At 40.9% G+C, this 18189-nt stretch carries 16 protein-coding genes and 3 pseudogenes; 5 read left to right on the top strand and 14 right to left on the bottom strand.

Annotated features, from left to right (window positions below):
- Position 1 precedes the first annotated feature (1 nt).
- The gene (locus tag P3T48_RS08105) at positions 2–841 is read left to right on the top strand and encodes a DEAD/DEAH box helicase (RefSeq protein ID WP_276506343.1); all 840 of its coding nucleotides are present in this window, start codon (positions 2–4) and stop codon (positions 839–841) included.
- The gene (locus P3T48_RS08100; RefSeq protein WP_276506342.1) at positions 842–6097 is read left to right on the top strand and encodes a helicase-related protein; all 5256 of its coding nucleotides are present in this window, start codon (positions 842–844) and stop codon (positions 6095–6097) included.
- Positions 6098–6564: 467 nt separating this feature from the next.
- On the opposite strand, the gene P3T48_RS08095 is transcribed toward P3T48_RS08100, so the two are convergent.
- The 12 genes and pseudogenes from P3T48_RS08095 to P3T48_RS08040 form a co-directional block, all read right to left on the bottom strand.
- Positions 6565–6903 (bottom strand): helix-turn-helix domain-containing protein, encoded by a 339-nt coding sequence (locus P3T48_RS08095; RefSeq protein WP_276506341.1) that lies wholly within the window; start codon positions 6901–6903, stop codon positions 6565–6567.
- Positions 6904–7642: 739 nt separating this feature from the next.
- Positions 7643–8032 (bottom strand): HepT-like ribonuclease domain-containing protein, encoded by a 390-nt coding sequence (locus P3T48_RS08090; RefSeq protein ID WP_276506340.1) that lies wholly within the window; start codon positions 8030–8032, stop codon positions 7643–7645.
- Entirely contained in the window at positions 8019–8318 is a 300-nt protein-coding gene (locus P3T48_RS08085; protein WP_022109834.1) for a nucleotidyltransferase family protein, read from the bottom strand. The genes P3T48_RS08090 and P3T48_RS08085 overlap by 14 nt, the downstream gene beginning before the upstream one ends.
- A gap of 147 nt (positions 8319–8465) precedes the next feature.
- Entirely contained in the window at positions 8466–8984 is a 519-nt protein-coding gene (locus tag P3T48_RS08080) for a DUF1810 domain-containing protein (RefSeq protein WP_276506339.1), read from the bottom strand.
- Positions 8985–9215: 231 nt separating this feature from the next.
- Entirely contained in the window at positions 9216–9380 is a 165-nt protein-coding gene (locus P3T48_RS08075; RefSeq protein WP_276506338.1) for a hypothetical protein, read from the bottom strand.
- Between the two features lie 40 nt (positions 9381–9420).
- Positions 9421–10311 (bottom strand): hypothetical protein, encoded by an 891-nt coding sequence (locus P3T48_RS08070; RefSeq protein WP_276506337.1) that lies wholly within the window; start codon positions 10309–10311, stop codon positions 9421–9423.
- Positions 10312–10373: 62 nt separating this feature from the next.
- Positions 10374–10544 (bottom strand): hypothetical protein, encoded by a 171-nt coding sequence (locus P3T48_RS08065; RefSeq protein ID WP_276506336.1) that lies wholly within the window; start codon positions 10542–10544, stop codon positions 10374–10376.
- Between the two features lie 198 nt (positions 10545–10742).
- Positions 10743–10898 (bottom strand): annotated as a pseudogene (locus P3T48_RS08060) (IS4 family transposase); the annotation flags it as partial.
- A gap of 126 nt (positions 10899–11024) precedes the next feature.
- On the bottom strand, positions 11025–11534 hold the full coding sequence (locus P3T48_RS08055; RefSeq protein ID WP_276506335.1) for an HD domain-containing protein: 510 nt from the start codon (positions 11532–11534) through the stop codon (positions 11025–11027).
- A gap of 21 nt (positions 11535–11555) precedes the next feature.
- The gene (locus tag P3T48_RS08050) at positions 11556–12023 is read right to left on the bottom strand and encodes a peroxiredoxin (RefSeq protein WP_276506334.1); all 468 of its coding nucleotides are present in this window, start codon (positions 12021–12023) and stop codon (positions 11556–11558) included.
- A gap of 182 nt (positions 12024–12205) precedes the next feature.
- Positions 12206–12406, bottom strand: a pseudogene (locus P3T48_RS08045) (type II toxin-antitoxin system YoeB family toxin); the annotation flags it as partial.
- 71 nt (positions 12407–12477) lie between these two features.
- Entirely contained in the window at positions 12478–12756 is a 279-nt protein-coding gene (locus tag P3T48_RS08040; protein ID WP_276506333.1) for an Arc family DNA-binding protein, read from the bottom strand.
- Between the two features lie 507 nt (positions 12757–13263).
- On the opposite strand from P3T48_RS08040, the pseudogene P3T48_RS08035 reads away from it, so the two are divergent.
- Both P3T48_RS08035 and P3T48_RS08030 read left to right on the top strand, forming a co-directional pair.
- Positions 13264–13578 (top strand): annotated as a pseudogene (locus P3T48_RS08035) (type II toxin-antitoxin system RelE/ParE family toxin).
- Positions 13579–13585: 7 nt separating this feature from the next.
- Complete coding sequence (locus P3T48_RS08030) at positions 13586–13930, top strand: HigA family addiction module antitoxin (RefSeq protein ID WP_022253029.1); 345 nt, start codon at positions 13586–13588, stop codon at positions 13928–13930.
- Positions 13931–14002: 72 nt separating this feature from the next.
- Here P3T48_RS08030 and P3T48_RS08025 read toward each other — a convergent pair whose 3' ends face one another.
- On the bottom strand, positions 14003–14731 hold the full coding sequence (locus P3T48_RS08025) for a sulfite exporter TauE/SafE family protein (RefSeq protein WP_276506332.1): 729 nt from the start codon (positions 14729–14731) through the stop codon (positions 14003–14005).
- A gap of 326 nt (positions 14732–15057) precedes the next feature.
- Positions 15058–17115 carry a molecular chaperone HtpG gene (gene htpG, locus P3T48_RS08020; protein WP_276506331.1) on the bottom strand — a complete coding sequence of 686 codons (2058 nt, stop codon included), beginning with the start codon at positions 17113–17115 and terminating at the stop codon, positions 15058–15060.
- 222 nt (positions 17116–17337) lie between these two features.
- On the opposite strand from htpG, the gene P3T48_RS08015 reads away from it, so the two are divergent.
- The gene (locus tag P3T48_RS08015; protein ID WP_276506330.1) at positions 17338–17862 is read left to right on the top strand and encodes an RNA polymerase sigma factor; all 525 of its coding nucleotides are present in this window, start codon (positions 17338–17340) and stop codon (positions 17860–17862) included.
- The last annotated feature ends 327 nt before the right edge of the window (positions 17863–18189 follow it).

The following is an 18189-nucleotide window of genomic DNA, read 5'->3' as shown; positions in this document are numbered from 1 at the left end:
TATGAACTACGCAGATTTCTATACATCCGCAGAAAAGGTGCTAATAGACTCCTTGGTATCTCTCTGGCTCAGAGGCAAAGCCAAGGAACAGGCATATATGCGCCAGATTTTGTCAAAGGATGAACCTTTGATGGCTGAGCCTGTGTTTCAATCCATATTTCCTTGGGAAAGTAGCAAGGAGACATTTGGTGAGCATGCGACAAAATTGCATATACTATCCCCTTCTTTCGTAGAGGCTTTGGGTAGCGACAAGGTTGATGAGGAAATGAGATTCCCTTTGAGCCGTTGCCCATATAAGCATCAGACAAAGAGTTGGAAGACGATGTTGTCAGGTGAGGGTAAAACGATTGTCGTTACCTCTGGTACTGGTTCTGGTAAGACTGAGTGTTTTATGATACCTGTTCTTCAAGATATTGCAAACAGAAACGAGAAGGATTGCGTTCAGGCAATCTTTCTCTATCCACTCAATGCCTTGATGAAGAGCCAGCAAAAGCGTATTCATGCCTGGTGCAATGCGCTTCCCAACAAAATCACCTATGCAATATATAATGGTGACACGGAAAAGAATAAAAGAACAGAGAGCTTTACCTCTAAGTTCTTCCCTCAATTAGTAACTCGTCCGCAGATTCGTGAGACCCCTCCACAGGTGTTGTTTACGAATCCGACGATGCTTAACTATATGTTGGTACGTGCTGAGGACAAAGCCATTTTGGAAAAGTCAAAAGGCAAACTGAAATGGATATTGCTTGATGAAGCTCACACCTATACAGGTTCTTCTGCTGCGGAATTGTCGTTGCAGTTGCGTCGTGTTCTTGATGCTTTTGGGGTAACTATCGAATAGGTGAACTTTGCCGTAACATCTGCTACTATTGGTGACGAGGATGATCCTGCTGCTGAGCAAAAATTGAAGACGTTTGTCTCACAATTGACAGGTAAGCCAGCTGAAAGTATCGTGGTGATTGGTGGAAAGCGAATCATTCCAGAAATGGATGCAGCCAAAGCAACGGAGGCAATAGAAAGCGTAAATGCTAAATATGGAACTAAGATCTCCCTTGCTGACATTGAGAGACTTCGCAAGAAATTGAATACCAACCCTGTGCTTTCTACAAAGCAGATTGCAAAGCTGTTGGATAGTGTTATAAGCAAAGACACAGTAAAATCACTTGAAGTAATAAATGCTTTGGGTGACAAAGTTGATGGATTGAACAAGGCTGATGGTGGCAAGGCAGCATTGTTGCCTTCAAGAATCCACTATTTTGTACGTTCTATCAATGGTGTGTACGCTTGTGTAAATCCGGAGTGCAGCCGACATAAGAAAATCAGATTGGGGATAGGTAGCTTAACTACCTATCAGAATACGAATTGTCCAGTTTGTAAGTCAAAAATGTTGGAGGTTGCAACCTGTCCATCATGTGGCGGTTTGATAGTCGTTGGAGAAAATAGTACCTCCGAAGGATTCCGAATGCACGTTAATACCGTGGACTTGGATAATGGTGTTTTCTTTGATGCGGATGAAGATCTCATAGAAAGCGAGGGACTCAGTGCTGATGACGATCGGGCAAGACAAGAGGCGGCAGGATATACACCTTTCTATTTTGCCAAGCCTTCCAAGCCATGCTTGCGTCATCATACTCATGTGGAAAATCATGTCTTTAATCATGAAAAGAATAAGATAGAAATTGCACCAGATGATGCAGACAAGGCTACTGTTTTTGAGTCTTTACGCCATTCTGAAAACAACAAGGACTTGTGTCCTTATTGTGGTAATTCTTTAGGTCACGTTAAATACTTACGAGCAAGTGCAACCCAAATGGGGCGTGCCTTGGCCACAACTATCTTGGATAATGCGGAAGGGGTAAAAAATACTGATTCTGAAATTCTGTATAAAGGCAAAAAGTATATAACTTTTACTGATAACAGACAAGGTTCTGCTCGTACAGCCATGGGATTAAATCAAGATGTGGAACGTACTTGGATTCGTGCCAGCATTTTCCATAAGATGGCTGATATGAGACTTGATGGAATTGATCCTTCTGGTTTAACGCCAGAAGAAGAAACGTTATACCAATATTTTAAGGCACAAGGAAGGAAAAACTTACCTCCTTTGCTTCAAACACAATTGGATGTTCTTGAAGCTAAAAAAAATGGAAATGATGTTATACCAGCTCCGCCAGAAGTGTCGTTTGATGAGATTAGTACAGCATTGGAAAATAATACTGATTTCAGAAAGCTTTATAAACATATCAATGAGGCACGTGGAGGAAAAGGTGCAGAGAACACGACGGTTTATCTCAGGGCGTTGTTGATAGATCAATTCGGTTGGATTCCAAAGCGAGCAAATTCTATGGAAACTATGGGATTTGTAAGATTGGTATATCCTGACTTGAAAAAGGCAAAGTGTCCTGAAGCCCTTTTGTCAAAGGGATGTAAAGATGAAGATTGGCAACACTTTCTAAAGATCAGCATTGACTATGTTATTCGTGGTGGCAGACATTACATGATGGCAGGAGACGTCAAGCCTTATTTGACACAGAATATCTATATGTCGGAAATCTACCCAAAGGATTCTGATAAGCGTGTAAATGGGAAGCCTGTGAGTAAATGGCCTGTAGTGAGACAGAGACTGGATGGAACGGTACAAGATGACCAAAATAGATTGGTGCTTCTCCTATGTGCTGTTTTAGGTTATGATGATGCTGAGCAGATTGACGCAGGCAAGGTAGCCATCATCAATAATCTCTTGGATAAAGCTTGGGGATTTTTGACATCAAACATTCTTGACCCAGTAGATACCGAAGACAAGGGATATATGTTGGATTTGATAGGGAAAAAGGTTAAATTACAATTGATAGAAAAAGGGTACCTTTGTCCTGTTGATAATGTCGTTGTGGATGTAACTTTCAAAGGATATAGTCCACGCATTAATGGATATATAGGAAAGGAAAACTTTTATAGATTCAAGGTGGCTACGACCTTTAATTATCCATATTTCCCATTCAAATCGACAGAATTGGATGGCAACAAAATTAATGCATGGATTGATGAGCATTTGTCTTCCCAGAAAGAGCATGGTGTTTATACAGGTTTGCATGAGAGAGTTTATGCCCAGAAACCAATCTTTATTTCTGCGGAGCATTCTGCCCAGCAATCTCGTGAAGATTTGGATAAATATGAAAAGGAGTTCAATGAGGGACATCTGAATGTGTTGTCATGCTCTACAACTATGGAAATGGGTGTGGATATTGGTGGTATCAGTGAGGTGGTTATGAATAATGTACCACCAAAATCCGCTAATTATCTGCAGCGTGCAGGTCGTGCAGGTCGTAGAAGTGAGTCAAAAGCTTTGGCTCTGACTTTTTGTGCCCCAAACCCGATAGGCGCAAATACATGGAAGCATCCAGATTACCCAATTACGCATTTGACGGAGACTCCTTTGTTGAAATTGGAAAGCCGTCAGTTGATTCAACGTCATGTAAATGCTATGGTATTTGCAGATTTTGTGTCTTTGCAGGGTGGAATACGAGTTACTGCCAAATTGGAAGATTTCTTTGTACCAAAGGACGGATTGTGTTATTTCGACAAGTTTCTGAATCATATTGATAGCATTATAGGCGGTAATAGGACAGACCTTGATGTGTCATATAAGTCCTTAGTAAGAGGAACTGCCTTGGACAACATTCCATTGAGCGATGCGGTTTTCACAACTAAAAAAGACATAACGGCAGTTAGAGGACTATACCAAGCACGTATAGACAGTTTGGATAAAACAATAAAATTGTTCGAGGAAGAAGATGGGAATGGTGCAGCATTAAGATCAGTACAGCATCAAAAGGACAATTTTCTTTCAACTTCTCTCCTGACTTATATGGCAGAACATTCGTTCTTGCCAAGTGCTGGTATACCTACAGGTTTGGTGCAATGTGTATTGGGCAAAAATAATGAAGAAAACTCTCCGACTATGCATTTGAGTCAAGCCATTTCCGCTTATGCTCCTGGCAAGCAAGTGGTAAAGAATGAATGGATTTATCAACCTGCTGGAATTTTGATGAAGACGAAGTATGATGATAATACAACAAGATACGTGCTGCAAAACTGTACGCATTGTGGTTATACCGTTATACGACAAGGTAATGTCCTGAACGATTGCCCTAAATGCGGCAAGGAAAATTCAATGCATGGAATTAAGGACATGAGCATTTCGACTGAGCAACGTTTTACGGAAGTGGTTGAGCCTGTAGCTTTCAGCGTAGCATTTGGATCAAAACCAACCCGAAAAATGAATGCACAAGGAGAAATGAGCTTCGTTCAGCCAGTTTTGTTGAAAATGGATCCGTGGCAAGAAAAAACTTCTGCTGCAAAAATGGTTGTCCGTTGCTCAACAAACGAGTCCGAAATATTGTTCTTTAATAGAGGAATAAGTACCTATGGATTTGCTTTTTGTCCTTATTGCGGAAGAATGGAGTATGAGCAAAGTCCAGATTACTCAGAAAACGTTCTAGCTGGTCATAAGCATTTATCTACTGGCCTTCCATGTCCAGGAGGTGACGCAAATGGTAGAAATATTAGAAGACATGTTCTGCTTGTTGGACGTTATCAGACAGATTTTGTAGAAGTTAAATTCTATGATGCAGCTAATGTCTTGGTAAGAGATAGTGAAACGCTATATTCATTGGGTGTCATATTGAGTAGAAAACTTACAGAATTGTTGGGAGTTAATGATGGTGAAATAGACTTTGGCTATAATGAGTCCAGTCACTCTATCTTCATTTACGATACGGCTCTCGGTGGAGCTGGCTATTCTCCACTTTTCCGTGAGTATAAAGACAAGGTGTTGGAAAAGGCTTATGAAGCATTGGCGAAGTGTGATTGTGAGCGTTCTTGCACCAAGTGTTTGATTGACCGTAGATCTCAGTGGTATATCAATTACTTGAATCGTCAAAAGGCTTTGGAGTGGTTGGAAATGGAGCGCAATTCAAGAGTTGCCCCAGAGTCAATTGTTTCTGAAATTCCTGATGCTTCCGCAGTAACAACGGATTTTGCGACAGAATTCTATCAACTTACTCGCAATGATAACGTGAAGTCATTGAAAGTATTTGTGGATAATGATTATGACAATTGGCAACTTGATGATTTCCCTTATGGTAAGTTATTGGGTGAACTCTCTTTGTCTGGGGTTGATGTGGCTTATGTTTTGAATAAGAACATACGAATATCATCATGTTCAGCTTCTTCAAAAGCTATTTTGATGGCTGCATTGTTCAAGAATAAATTCGAGTATGTAAAGGCTGGATTAAGAGATTCTTTGAAACCATTACTTGCCGTGACATTTAGTGATGGAACGAACAAAATGTATTTTGGCGAAAATGTTGATACCTCTTTGACAGCTAAGTGGGGAGATGGAGATGTGTTCTCTTCTTTAAGTAACATTCTGATGGAATATGTTCCTATTAATCCGTCCGATGTTTTGTCTGAAATGAATGCAGATGATGGTTCTATCATGTTTGATGCTCGTATTCTGGAAGATTGCAATGTTGGCAATTTATGTGCAAAGTTGATGAAATGCAAATCTGAGAAGTGGAATCGAATAATTTCTAGTATGAAAGGGAAAAATGTCAGCTTGACCTATTCTGACCGTTACTTGGTCACTCCATTGGGTTGCATTCTTTTGGCGCATTTCATTGCGAATGTTCAGCAAAAACTGAATGTGAATATTGCATCATTGAATATCATCGTAAAAAAGTCAAATGGAGATTCTTATGGCAGTCATGGTGTTCGTTTGGAAAGAGAATACGGAGACAATATGGCAAGAAATAGTTTCTTGGAGGATGTTGTCAGAGAATTGACTGGTATAACTCCTACGATTGTGGATCAAGGCTATATTGAGCATGAACGTTGTATGTCCATAAAAGCTGCTGATGCGGAACTCTGTATTCGTCCTGATGCAGGTATTGCCCATGGATGGAGTTTGTATGGAAGAAACAATTCTGATTGTACCGACGATGATTTTAGATATGATTGGGATATGGATATTCCATTGTATAATAAAAAGCAGAATTATTCAGGAATCTTATATACGATTTCGTTTAATAAGCTGTAAAAAATGACTTGATGCAGAAAGACTGCACAGAGTCGAATTTATTTTGCAATTAAAATAGTTGCGATATGGAGAAAATTGCAAGAATATGTTGGAATACCCATGACTGGAAATGACCTTCGGGAAGCGAAGGAAAGTCTCAGTATGGGGATTCCTATGAAAGCAAGATAGTGTTGGGTATGAGGAATGGCTTTTGGATGACTCACGTATTTATGAGTCTGATGGTTATCATTATGCCTTTTTGCAACCAATGAATGTTGATAGTGGTAAGCATATTGGTATGGAGTATGACATTCATTTGTTTACCAATATCTCCTTGCAAGCAGAAAGTTCGCGATTGATAGAACAGATAGTTGATAGTTAATAATGGTTAAGGACTGATGGCTTCGTCATTCTTGATGATTCCCAAATAGAAAAATCCCTGTCGTAGGAAAGTCTTCCTATGGCAGGGATTTTTGTTATTTGTATGACTATTTTTTGCACATATCCTCAGCTACCATCATAGCAACATTTTGCGTATTTGGAAGTTTGTACGGACGATTGCTCTGTGTTGTGGTAATGATATCATCACCAAGAACCGTCGCCATCTTTGCGATTGTAGCTAAAGTGAGATTATGTGTTCCACTCAGCCAACGGCTCACTTCTGTTTCTGTCTTGCCAAGAGCCTTTGCGAAATCACGCTGTTTCATATTTCGTTCCTGTAATAGTTCAAAGACTCTGTTGGCAATAGCAACGCATAAGTCGACTTGTTTGTTTGTATCCGCAGGAGTTGACTTGCGGATTTCATCCATTAGTTTATTTGTTTTCATACTAAATCCTCCTTATTATTATTGTCTATGTCTATTGTCAATTCAAGTGGTCCATGTAAATTTGTACCATTGATTGTTATGATTCTTCTATTTTCAAGTTTCTTTATAATGATGTCTATCTTTTGTAAGTTTCGTACGGCTCTATGCAGATTTACATCTTCTTGATATGTTTGAGTTTGCTTTATACCACCATTTCCTAAGATTAAAATCTTATGGCTAATATTAAGGCAATACAATCTTAAATTAGATGTATCAAGATAAGAGGGTAGTGCCATCATCCTGTCACGTTTGCTTCCTTCCTATCTGAAGAATCTATCTTCTGCACCATTTTCCTTGATAATATCAATCCTTCTAATGAGGATTTGTACATCTTGGGCATATTGGTCCTTATAGGTGAGAAGGAATTTCTCAAATTTCGGTATATTCTTCACCCTCGAATCTTGGAGAATAAAGGCTGACTTTTTCTCCAGTTTCTAATAGCTCTATTAATAAGTTCTTTTCCATATAACTTATATTTTTGCTGCAAAGATAAACATAAATGTTGATTTTTGCAAGAATATTATGTAAAACTTTACTTTTATGTTTATCTTTTTATGATAGCGTGCATAATCCCACAGAAGTTTTTCGATTTGTTAGTTTATAAACTTAGAAGTTTATAATATTGATGCTTAGCTATTTGCCATTTGATAAAACTGCAAAGAAATTATGTCGAATTGTGAGTGCATTCATCTACCTGACATTACTCATCAAGTATCCGTTTTAAAGATTCTATCATTTCCTGAATTGCCTTTTTTAAAGGTTGCAACTCATTTTCTATAATCCACCAAATCTGATCGGCATCAACCTCAAAATAATGATGAGCTATGATATCACGTAACCCTTTCACATTTTTCCAATCAATTTCAGGATGAGTTGTAAGGAGTTCTCCTCTAGTAACCTTATCAAGTCCCTTTAAACTTTCTCCTATAGCAATAAATTGCATACATATGGAATCAAGAATTGCTACACCAGTAGAAGACATCAGAAAATCATCGCCACAATGATAAGGTTGTGAACGTTCTTCTATATGCTCAATAGAAAAATGCACTCTATTAAGTATATCCAATGCTACATATTTATCGAATTGCATAGATTCCATCCCGCTCAATTCTTGATTTAAAGAAAGGATTCATGTTTTTGTGAATACGCACTACATCAACTGAGCACTTGAACAAGCCCTCTAAAAACTCTTTCAAGTCGGCCAATAAAAATGGATTAGGAGTTTCTGTTTCTACACAAATATCCAAATCGCTTTGCTCTGTTTGCTCATTTCGTGATACGGAACCAAAAATACGCAAGGTCTTGATTCCAAAATCTTTAGTAATCTTGGAACTATTTTGCCTAATTATTGCTATATAATCTTGAACTGTTCTCATAACACTTATCTTTTAAGACAGTGCAAATATAAGTGATTATCTGGTATCTTCCAAACTTTTTGCCAAGTTTTTGCAATTCATCCCACAAAATATCATTTTAAAACTTTGATACATTCATATATTAATCGTAATTTTCTCTTATTAAGACTATTCTGAATGGGTTAAAAAGAATGCATCCAATACTTCCTCAAACACATCATTAGGACTCATTTTATTGAAGAGACGCATAGAAGTTTTGAGTTTCAGCACGTCAATTCCGCTTCCCATGATATATTTGATATCCTTATCCTTGTGGAGCAAGAGCGCCTTGCAGCATTCACGGAGTCTATCACCCAGAATTTCATGTTCAACATAGGCTCTGGCTTCACCCTCGCCATCCAAGCCATAGTATTTTGAATTGTAACTATGTCCGAGTCCCTTCTGTTGCGGGAAGATATACCATATCCAATGGCTTTGTTTTCTACCTTCTTTCAGTTCACTCAAAGCCTGGGTATAGGCAACCTCCTGTGCATCCAGGAAGCGCAAGAGATCATAGTGTGGCTGCTGAGCCTTTGGATATCCGATACTGTCCGAAGGTGTAGAATCGGACGCTAAGTTTTCACCAACGACAATTTTCTCATGATCAATTCGTTTGGGGCATTTACCGGGAACGAATAAAGCACTCAAAGACTTCACAAAAGTGACACCTAATTTAAAAACATTCATCCTCGTTTTAACGTTTTATCTAATTCTACAGCAGTTCCGTTCGCAAATGGATAGGGAGCAATAACCTTCACCTTATATGGTGACACCACATACATGATTCCCAGGCCAACACCAGCCAAAACGACCAGGCTGCCTAAGGACCAAAGTATATTTTAATCCTTTCTTCATTACATTTTCTCATTGAGCGGTTCTCTAGTAACCGAGACGCTCCATCAAAGAATCTATATCCCCACCATTTCTACGCCACTCATCATTGTCGCCATATTGACCATCTGTTAACGTATAAAAAAGATCACGTTCGTTATCATCTTCTTCATAACCACAATAATCTTCGTCATCAAAATCATCATTATCCATAATCCCAATATTTAGAATTTAACCAATCTATTACATTTGCTTATACCAATCTTGTTGGAAAGACAAATATACGACCTATATCTTCCGTTGGCAGCATTTGTAATCCCTTTATTGTAAAGATATTGAAATTTTCAAAATCACGTATATTAATGCTCCGCAATAAAACAGGTTTCTCGCCACGATTGTAGACACATACAGTAATACATATATTACGACAATACCCATCACCATCTGGACGCAATTCAAAAATCACATCCCAAGAACCCTCATCATTCTTATGTATGTTACAATTTGATATTTTAATCTCATACATCTTTTCAAGTTGAGAATCTTGCGAAAGCAGAAAATTGAGTTTACCCTCTTCCGTATTTGGCACGGAAGTTACGGGAACATACATACCATAATTTTGACAAACATCTTTGGCTGCAACATACCATACGTAATTATTCTCCTTAAATGAAGGCCTAATTTCTAACTTTACAAAATTACTGATTTTCAACTCCAAAATGGAAAAATCGTGTTCAGACATTATTTCATTTACATTTCTAGCAGTAAAACTTTCATCATAGCGTAGCTCTTTCAGTCCATTCCACCTGAATATAACAAGATACTCTTCACCTGACTTTAACACAGCTTTATTACTACCATTAACAATGCATTTTTGTGTGTTCATATCACGCAAGCAATCATAATTCCATACCTCCTCCCTAGCCAATTCATATCCTTCGATATAAGTTAGTCCAGCCGCATTTCTCTTGAGTATCCGCTTGCCGTCAAAGCGAAAATAAATTTTGTTGTCGATCTCAATTTCACTACTAGAAATATTCTTCACACAAATATGGTATGTTATACCTTGAAGATTGATTTTATACCCATCCAATCTAAATTGCAAGCCATTGGCTACAAAACCATTAAACCATTCTTTTTCCATAGTTCTATTCTTTATTGATTACTATTTCATTTGTATATAACCTCAGATGAAGCGATGCCCAATCATCGCTTCTTTCCGAAAATGGCATTCAATACCATCTTTCCTATTTTTCTCTCCAATCCAGCCTTAGAGGTAGGAATACCAGTTTCACGAGCAAACTTCTGTTTAGCCTGCGTGATACCGAGTGCCCGATTTAAGGAGAATGATACTCCTGGAATTTTAAACTTTGACATAAGCTAATCATATATTAAAATTAATCATTTACCAATTTCTTGAATTGCGTCATGCCATCCTCCTTTTTTATAAATTGCAAGAAGATGACGAAAGCCATCCCCGTAAATTGGGTCTGTACACTTCTTCATATTCTCAATCGCCGCATCAGCCTCTTTAGCATGAATTGCCTTCAAGACAATATAACTTCCTAAATCGAGTTCTTTGACATCGTTGAAAATAGTCTTATCAAATAGATCTCTTAGGTGGGTTTTGTCCGTCAATGAAATGCTTAGAATCTGCAAAACTTCATATGTCGAGCGTTTCAATTGCATATCATGGTGCACAATAGCCACGAGACAATAAGTGATAATGGCAACACTATCAAGTACGTTTCATTGCAAAATACTGCATAAAAGACTATAATTCAACTGTTTCAAAGATTGAATTGCCCTTTTTTATTGGACAGTAGTGCTATTATTTCTTAGACAAAAGTATTCTCCTTATTCCAGTCCCCACATATCATTCAGCATACTGATCGCAGACGCCGAACGGAAGACATGATTGCGGAAGGTGATGATGGCTTCGGGGGCAAGATGGTCTTCGAAGGAGTTGACCAGGAAATCAGCCTCGAGCAGGATGCGGTGATCGAGGCTGGTAACATTCTTATAAGTATGGTGATGGGCAATGAGCCAGCAGATTCTTTCTATCTGTGCGGCTGTGAATCCATCGACTTCTGTCAGGACTTTTCTTGCCTCATCAGGACCTAATTCTTCCTGATGCTTGCCATCGCAGTTGCCGTATTTGGCTTCTGAAACGTGAATGCCCACATCGTGGAGGATAGCAGCTGCTTCGAGCACGAAGAGGTCTTCCTCGTTCATCCCCTCTGAGACCGCTATCATACGGGCAAAGTCGTGCACCTTTACGAAATGCTGGATGCGTGGCGCATCGCCACCGTCATATTTTATCATCTCCCTCATCAACAGGGCGAGTGTCAATTCCTTGTTCGTCATCGCTTTATTTTCTGACAGGTATTACTTTTCATTATTGATATACTCCAGAATCTGTTCTGCATGTATCTTGGTCTTGATCTCCTTGGGAGTGAAGATTTTCTCGATGATGCCTTCTTCGTTAACGAGATAGGTGGTACGAAGGATTCCGATGGTCTTTCTGCCGCAGGTAACCTTCTCGCCCCAGCAGCCGAGTTCCTGCAATAGGGTAGTCTCGGTATCAGCAATAAGAGGGAACTGAAGCCCCTTGGTTTCGGCAAACTTCTTCTGCAAAGCCTGTTTGTCCTTGCTCACACCGATAATCTCGTAACCTGCAGCTGCCAACTCCTCTTTGTGAGCTTGCAAAGAACAAGCCTCAGCAGTACAACCGCTGGTGTTGGCTTTCGGATAACTATAGAGTACTATCTTGCGACCCCGAAAGTCGCTTGCCTTGATCTCACGTCCGTCCTGGTCTATGCCAAGAATCTCAGGAATTTTATCTCCTATATTCATAATCTTAATTGTTAATTTTGTTTTCTGTTCTTTTTGTCACAAACTTTTGATGATAAATACAATGCATGGTTACGGCAATTTATTGCCTTGCCTTGACCACTTTTACAACAAAGGAAAATTTCTTGTTCTTTATAGGAAAGTAAGATGATTTTGCAGATGCTTTATGGAGAATATGGGCTCAGTTATTTGTCATTATAATGTCCTTCTACATCTAATACAAAGACAGTTATGACTTCATCATGAATCTCATAGATGATTCTGTCATGGGCAGTGATATGTCTCGAATACAAAATAGAGTTTCCTCCTATCAAAGCCTCAGGATGACCGATACCTGTTCTTGGGTGATCCATGAGTTCATGATATATCTTTTGATATTTTTTGAATAGCTTTGGATTGGATTTCTACCATTTCTTGATGACATCTTCTGCACTCATGGATGTAATGACTGTGTAAATCATAAACTCGCAAAGTAATTGTCTATATCATCATGCGATTTCAATGTGGTATATTGACCACAATGAATTTCCTCTCTCACCTTGTCAATCTTATCCTGCAAGTCGGGAGTAATGACATTTTCTTCCACAGTCTTGTCCTTTCTCATGACATCCGTGAGAATAGATTCCACGTAATTGTTAAGGCTGCAATTAGTAGCCTTAGCTCGTTCCTTTAGCTCCTCGAGAAGCTCTGATGGTAGCCTGAATGACGTAGGCACGCGTAATGTTGATGAGCTCATATTCTTCGTTTTAATTCTTATTTGTTGCAAAGATAATGCAAACAAGTGCAATGAAAGCTTGCTTTCAAATTGCCGAGTGCAGCTTATCTTCTACAAAGATAATAAAAATACTGGGAATCAAGGTGATTCTTATGATTTTTAACACTGATAATCATATTTATAGTTGCTCTTTATTCTTGCTTTTTTAGCATCACAATAATCACATCAAAGTAATTGCGACGTTATGGAAAAGACCGTAGAATGGCAACTAAATGCTTTTTACGGGACTTCATTAGTTTTATATAACCATTAGCGATTGTAAAAGACTTTTTAATATACCCTTATTTTTCTCATCGTTGTATACTTTAAGTATTTTTTCATTTATAATATATTCTCACTAGTGTCCCGTTTAAACGGGACACTAGTGATAGATAATCACAATTATAGTTGTTTAGCCAAAGTTTCCTTCACAAAATTTGTGAATATCGAATTTATATATTATCTTTGCAACATCAAAACATAAAGGTTATGATAGTAAATTTCAACGAGGATTATCTGCGTGATCTATATAGTTCTGGCAAATCTGATAAAAAGCATCGCTTTCAACCGCAAATAGTTAGAAAGTATATTCGAGTGATAGACCTTATGATATCGGAAGATAACGTTCAAGGCCTATGGAAATATAATTCTCTCAATTATGAACGGTTAGAAGGAAACAAGGAAGGATAGTCCTCGGTAAGAGTGAATGATCAGTATCGAATAGAATTTGAAGAAGAATTTGAGGATGGTCAGACTATTGCAACCATATGTAATATAACAGAATTATCAAACCATTATAAATGAAATAGTTATGAGCAACGATAAAAAAACAATAAAGGAAATGCGGGCAAACGATATGACTCCGGCTTTTCCTACGCATCCTGGAGATGTTCTGAAGAATGAGATAGAATATCGTGGAATTTCTCAGCGACAGTTGGCGGAGGAAATGGGGATTGCCTATTCTGCTCTGAATGAAATTCTGAATGCTCGTCGTCCTGTAACGGAAAAAACGGCCCTGCTCTTTGAGGCTGCACTTGGAGTGAATGCTGAGCCTTTGTTGAAAATGCAGATGAGATATAATCTGCAATCAACAAAAAATGATTCTACCTTTATGGCCAGATTGGCAAAAGTTAGAAGAGTGGCTGCAGCCTTGTAAAAAGAAGGCCTGCAGTTTTTATTCCAGTCCACACATTTCAGTAGATTGCTGATAATGGCATAGGCATATACGCTACGCTTCCAGTAGGAAGGTTAATCCGCTGATTCCGATATAGGCATAGATGATGTATTTGAGCAGGGAGCCGCTGAGGTGCCTGAACACCCAGGAGCCTATCAGGTTGCCAATGAAGACTCCGGCGATTCCGTAGATATAACCTATGGAGACCGTGGTGGTGAAGAAACCATTGTAGGCTCTTGCCAGTGTCATCATCAGATTGCCTGCCAGGAAATAGGTCTGCGTCATCGCCAGATAGCGATCCTTGTCTGGCTCAGAACTGACGAAATAGAGTACGGCTGGTGGTCCCTGCATTCCGAAGAATCCTCCCATCAGTCCGCTCAATGTTCCTGCCGTAACCTGCACAGGCAGCGTTGTCTTTACCTTGATGCGCTTGCTGAAGAAGGCGAAGTAGATGCTCACAATGATCAGTGTAATGCCTAACAATATGTTCAGAATATGATATTCCATCCGCCGGAGCACGAAGATAGCTCCGATGGAGATGATGATGAAGGTGAAAAGAATGGGCAGCAGCCGCCTCCAGGTGATGTACTTGTATTTCTGAATAACGATAATCAGGGAGGTGGTCATCGCCAGAATGCCCGAGAGGGTTGTTGCCTCACCGAAGGAAGGCATGATAGAGGGGAGCATCGTCATGATGAAGATGCCAAAACCGAAGCCAGTGGTGCGTTGTACAAAACTGGCTCCGATGCTCAACAGGAAGAGTTCTACTACTATCTGATCCATTCTATAGTATTATTTATCTGAGCTTTCTGATAACTCTTGTAGGTTTGCTTTGTGGCAAGCACTGCTATACATACGAAAGTTAAGTTACTTGTATGTCTGAGGTTGAATATCGATTGCGAAATTACAACATTTTATTTAATGGTGCAAATACTATAAACAAAAAAATGACCCGACATCTCACTAAATTTAAATTTAGTTTGGTGTCGGGTCTTATTATGAAGTGATTTATTTTTCTTTACAGAACTTTCTTATGTACGGAAGTTATGGAAGTTTCAACTTACGTATTTGAGAAAGTAGAGTCATATTACTCTCTGCATATCAGCGCTTTACTTGATCATGCTGACGCTTCTCTTGAGGAAGGCGTCGAGGGCAGCACCCTTGAGCATGCCGTTCTGCAGTAGGGCGAGGTCGATGAGCTGATGTACGATATTGTTGTCCTTAGCGTAATCGGCTATGATGTTGTCGCGCTTCTGCTTCTCGTCGCTCACGGCCTTCTGGGTGTTCTGCAGGTCGTCCTTCTCTTCCTGGGTAATCTCCTCGGGCTTCTTCTTGTCTTGCGACTGGTGCAGAACAGCCAGTCGGGCTTCCTGTCCCTTCAGCTCTGCCAGTACAGGTTTCAGTGCCTCGGCTGTATGCTGCTCGGCATCGGCGAGAACCTTCTTTACGAGCTCGTGGTCGCTGTTGAGCACGATGTTGTAGCTGTTGGGCATCTGTCCGTAGAAGTTCATGCCTGCCTGGAACTGGCTCATGGCCTTCATGCGTCGCATATACTCGTTCTGAGTGATGAGTACGGGCTGGTTGGCTTCGCCCAAGGCCTGTATCTCTACGAAGAACTCTGTCTTGTCGAGCTTAGGCATCTGTGAGCGGAATACCTGTGACAGATTGGCAGTCTGTTCGTCTGTCAGGTCTGTCTTCTTGGCATCCTCCTTGACGATGAGTCGGTCGATGATGTCGGCATCTACACGTGTGAAGCGCGATTTCTCGAGCTTCTGCTCCAGCATGTTGACCATTGGAGTGTCGAGCTGTCCGTCCATCATGAGTACCGAGTAGCCCTTGTTCTTGGCAGCCTCGATGTAGGAGTATTGTTCCTCCTTGTTGTTGGCGTAGAGGTATACCAGGTTGCCGTCCTTGTCGGTCTGGTTGTCCTTGATGAGGGTCTTGTATTCCTCGAAGGTGAAGTACTTGCCGTCTACGTCCTTGAAGAGTGCGAAGTCCTTGGCGCGGTCGTAGAAGTCTTCCTGCGAGAGCATTCCGTAGTTGATGAAGATCTTCAGGTCGTCCCATTTTTCCTCGTACTCCTTGCGGTTCTCCTTGAAGATGGAGTTGAGTCGGTCGGCCACTTTCTTGGTGATGTAGGTGGCGATTTTCTTCACGTTGCTGTCGCTCTGCAGATAGCTTCGGCTCACGTTGAGCGGGATGTCTGGCGAGTCGATGACGCCATGCAGCAGGGTGAGGAACTCAGGCACGATGCCTTCCACCTGGTCGGTAACGAACACCTGGTTGCAGTAGAGCTGTATCTTGTTGCGCTGCATGTCGATGTTGTTCTTGATGCGTGGGAAGTAGAGGATACCTGTCAGATTGAATGGGAAGTCCACATTGAGGTGAATCCAGAAGAGGGGCTCGTCCTGCATGGGGTAGAGGGTGCGGTAGAAGTTCTTGTAGTCCTCGTCCTTGAGTGTGCTTGGCGTCTTGGTCCAGAGGGGCTCTACGCTGTTGATGATGTTGTCCTCATCGGTCTCTACGTTCTTGCCGTCCTTCCATTCTGTCTTTTTGCCGAAAGCCACGGGCACAGCCATGAACTTGCAGTACTTGTTGAGCAGCTCCTCTATCTTGTTCTTCTCGAGGAACTCCTTGCAGTCGTCAGCTATGTGGAGCACGATGTCGCTACCACGCTCCGCCTTGTCGGCGTCCTCTATCTCGAAGGCTGGTGATCCGTCGCAGCTCCATTTCACGGCCTTGCTTCCCTCGCGATAGCTCTTGGTGATGATCTCCACCTTGCTTGCTACCATGAATGAAGAGTAGAAGCCGAGTCCGAAGTGTCCGATGATGGCATTGGCGTTCTCCTTGTATTTGTCGAGGAAGTCGGTCACTCCCGAGAAAGCTATCTGGTTGATATATTTGTCTATCTCCTCCTCGGTCATTCCGATGCCGTGGTCGCTGATGGTCAGGGTTCCGGCCTCCTTGTCGAGGGTGACGCGCACGGTGGTGTCGCCTATCTCGCCCTTGAAGTCGCCCTGGGCAGCCAGAGTCTTCAGCTTCTGTGTGGCGTCTACGGCGTTGGATACCATCTCGCGCAGGAAGATGTCGTGGTCTGAATATAAGAATTTCTTGATGACAGGGAAGATGTTCTCTGTCGTTACTCCGATATTACCTTTTTGTGCCATAATATTGATATGTTTATTTAGTTGTTTTTATTGTTCGATTCATTCGATTGACCATGTCCTCGCAAAATGTGTGCCAAAAAGGAGGGGCATCTGTCATGTTTTGATTTATTTTTAGCTTTTTGTTCTCTTTTGTTTGGTCGTAGCAACTATTTTTCTTACCTTTGCAACCATCTTTCAAGAAGTGGATGAGTCTTCGACTATTCCCACTGAATTTTGACCATCATGGACTATACAATAACTAAACAAGCTATTATTGCTGATTACTATACATTTCACTACGAGGAGCTTCTTGCCTTCGTGGCATCTCGCCTTCATGTTTATTCTGATGAGGCTGAAGACATTGTCCAGAATATCTTCCTGCGCCTTCTGCAAACCGACAAGATGATTACTCCCATTACGCTTCCCTGCCTGGTCTACACCATGGCTCGCCATCTGATATGTGATTTTTGGCGGCACAGGAAGCGGGTAGAAGAGCATGAGCATTTCATACAGGGCAGCATGGGTACGGCAGGTTGTGGCGAGTCGGTCGAGATGGTTTATTCGGTTGTGGAGATTACCGAACTCATGGAGCGTGGCATTGCCCGTCTTAGCGAGAAGCAGCGCAAGGTGTACCGTCTTAACGTGTACGACGGCATGAAGGTGGGAGAGATTAGCCGTGAACTGAGGCTCAACTACAAGTGTGTGGAAAACCGACTGGGTGCAGCACGAAAGGAAGTGCGGGGCTATATGAAGCGCATGTTGGCATAATCTCCTCTCACACCGAATGCTGCGTTTCTCACGCTCGCTCAGAGAAATCTCACACCGAATGCCATGTTTCTCACGCTCGCTCAGGGAAATGTCACACCGAATGCCACGAAATTATCTCCGAATGCTATGTGGAGCAAAGGGCTTGTTTCCTTTAACTCCTTACCGCCTATAATATCCTGATTCTTCGACCTTTAAGGCTGTTGTCTTAACTCCTTAATTCCATTAACTCCTTTACTCCTGAAAACTCCTCTTTTAACTCCCTAACTACACGATTGTTTGTTTTTTACAAATAATCGTTCTCTTTTTATAAAGACGATGTGGAAAGAA

Source organism: Segatella intestinalis, assembly GCF_029348455.1.
Classification (GTDB): domain Bacteria; phylum Bacteroidota; class Bacteroidia; order Bacteroidales; family Bacteroidaceae; genus Prevotella.
The sequence above is the reverse complement of the archived record's forward strand: the minus strand, read 5'-3'. Positions and strand labels throughout refer to the sequence as shown.

Coding starts and splice junctions, on each gene's coding strand:
- P3T48_RS08105 (WP_276506343.1), top strand. CDS start 2: ATGAACTACGCAGATTTCTATACATCCGCAGAAAAGGTGCTAATAGAC.
- P3T48_RS08095 (WP_276506341.1), bottom strand. CDS start 6,903: ATGAAAACAAATAAACTAATGGATGAAATCCGCAAGTCAACTCCTGCG.
- P3T48_RS08090 (WP_276506340.1), bottom strand. CDS start 8,032: ATGCAATTCGATAAATATGTAGCATTGGATATACTTAATAGAGTGCAT.
- P3T48_RS08085 (WP_022109834.1), bottom strand. CDS start 8,318: ATGAGAACAGTTCAAGATTATATAGCAATAATTAGGCAAAATAGTTCC.
- P3T48_RS08075 (WP_276506338.1), bottom strand. CDS start 9,380: ATGGATAATGATGATTTTGATGACGAAGATTATTGTGGTTATGAAGAA.
- P3T48_RS08070 (WP_276506337.1), bottom strand. CDS start 10,311: ATGGAAAAAGAATGGTTTAATGGTTTTGTAGCCAATGGCTTGCAATTT.
- P3T48_RS08065 (WP_276506336.1), bottom strand. CDS start 10,544: ATGTCAAAGTTTAAAATTCCAGGAGTATCATTCTCCTTAAATCGGGCA.
- P3T48_RS08055 (WP_276506335.1), bottom strand. CDS start 11,534: ATGACGAACAAGGAATTGACACTCGCCCTGTTGATGAGGGAGATGATA.
- P3T48_RS08050 (WP_276506334.1), bottom strand. CDS start 12,023: ATGAATATAGGAGATAAAATTCCTGAGATTCTTGGCATAGACCAGGAC.
- P3T48_RS08040 (WP_276506333.1), bottom strand. CDS start 12,756: ATGAGCTCATCAACATTACGCGTGCCTACGTCATTCAGGCTACCATCA.
- P3T48_RS08030 (WP_022253029.1), top strand. CDS start 13,586: ATGAGCAACGATAAAAAAACAATAAAGGAAATGCGGGCAAACGATATG.
- P3T48_RS08025 (WP_276506332.1), bottom strand. CDS start 14,731: ATGGATCAGATAGTAGTAGAACTCTTCCTGTTGAGCATCGGAGCCAGT.
- htpG (WP_276506331.1), bottom strand. CDS start 17,115: ATGGCACAAAAAGGTAATATCGGAGTAACGACAGAGAACATCTTCCCT.
- P3T48_RS08015 (WP_276506330.1), top strand. CDS start 17,338: ATGGACTATACAATAACTAAACAAGCTATTATTGCTGATTACTATACA.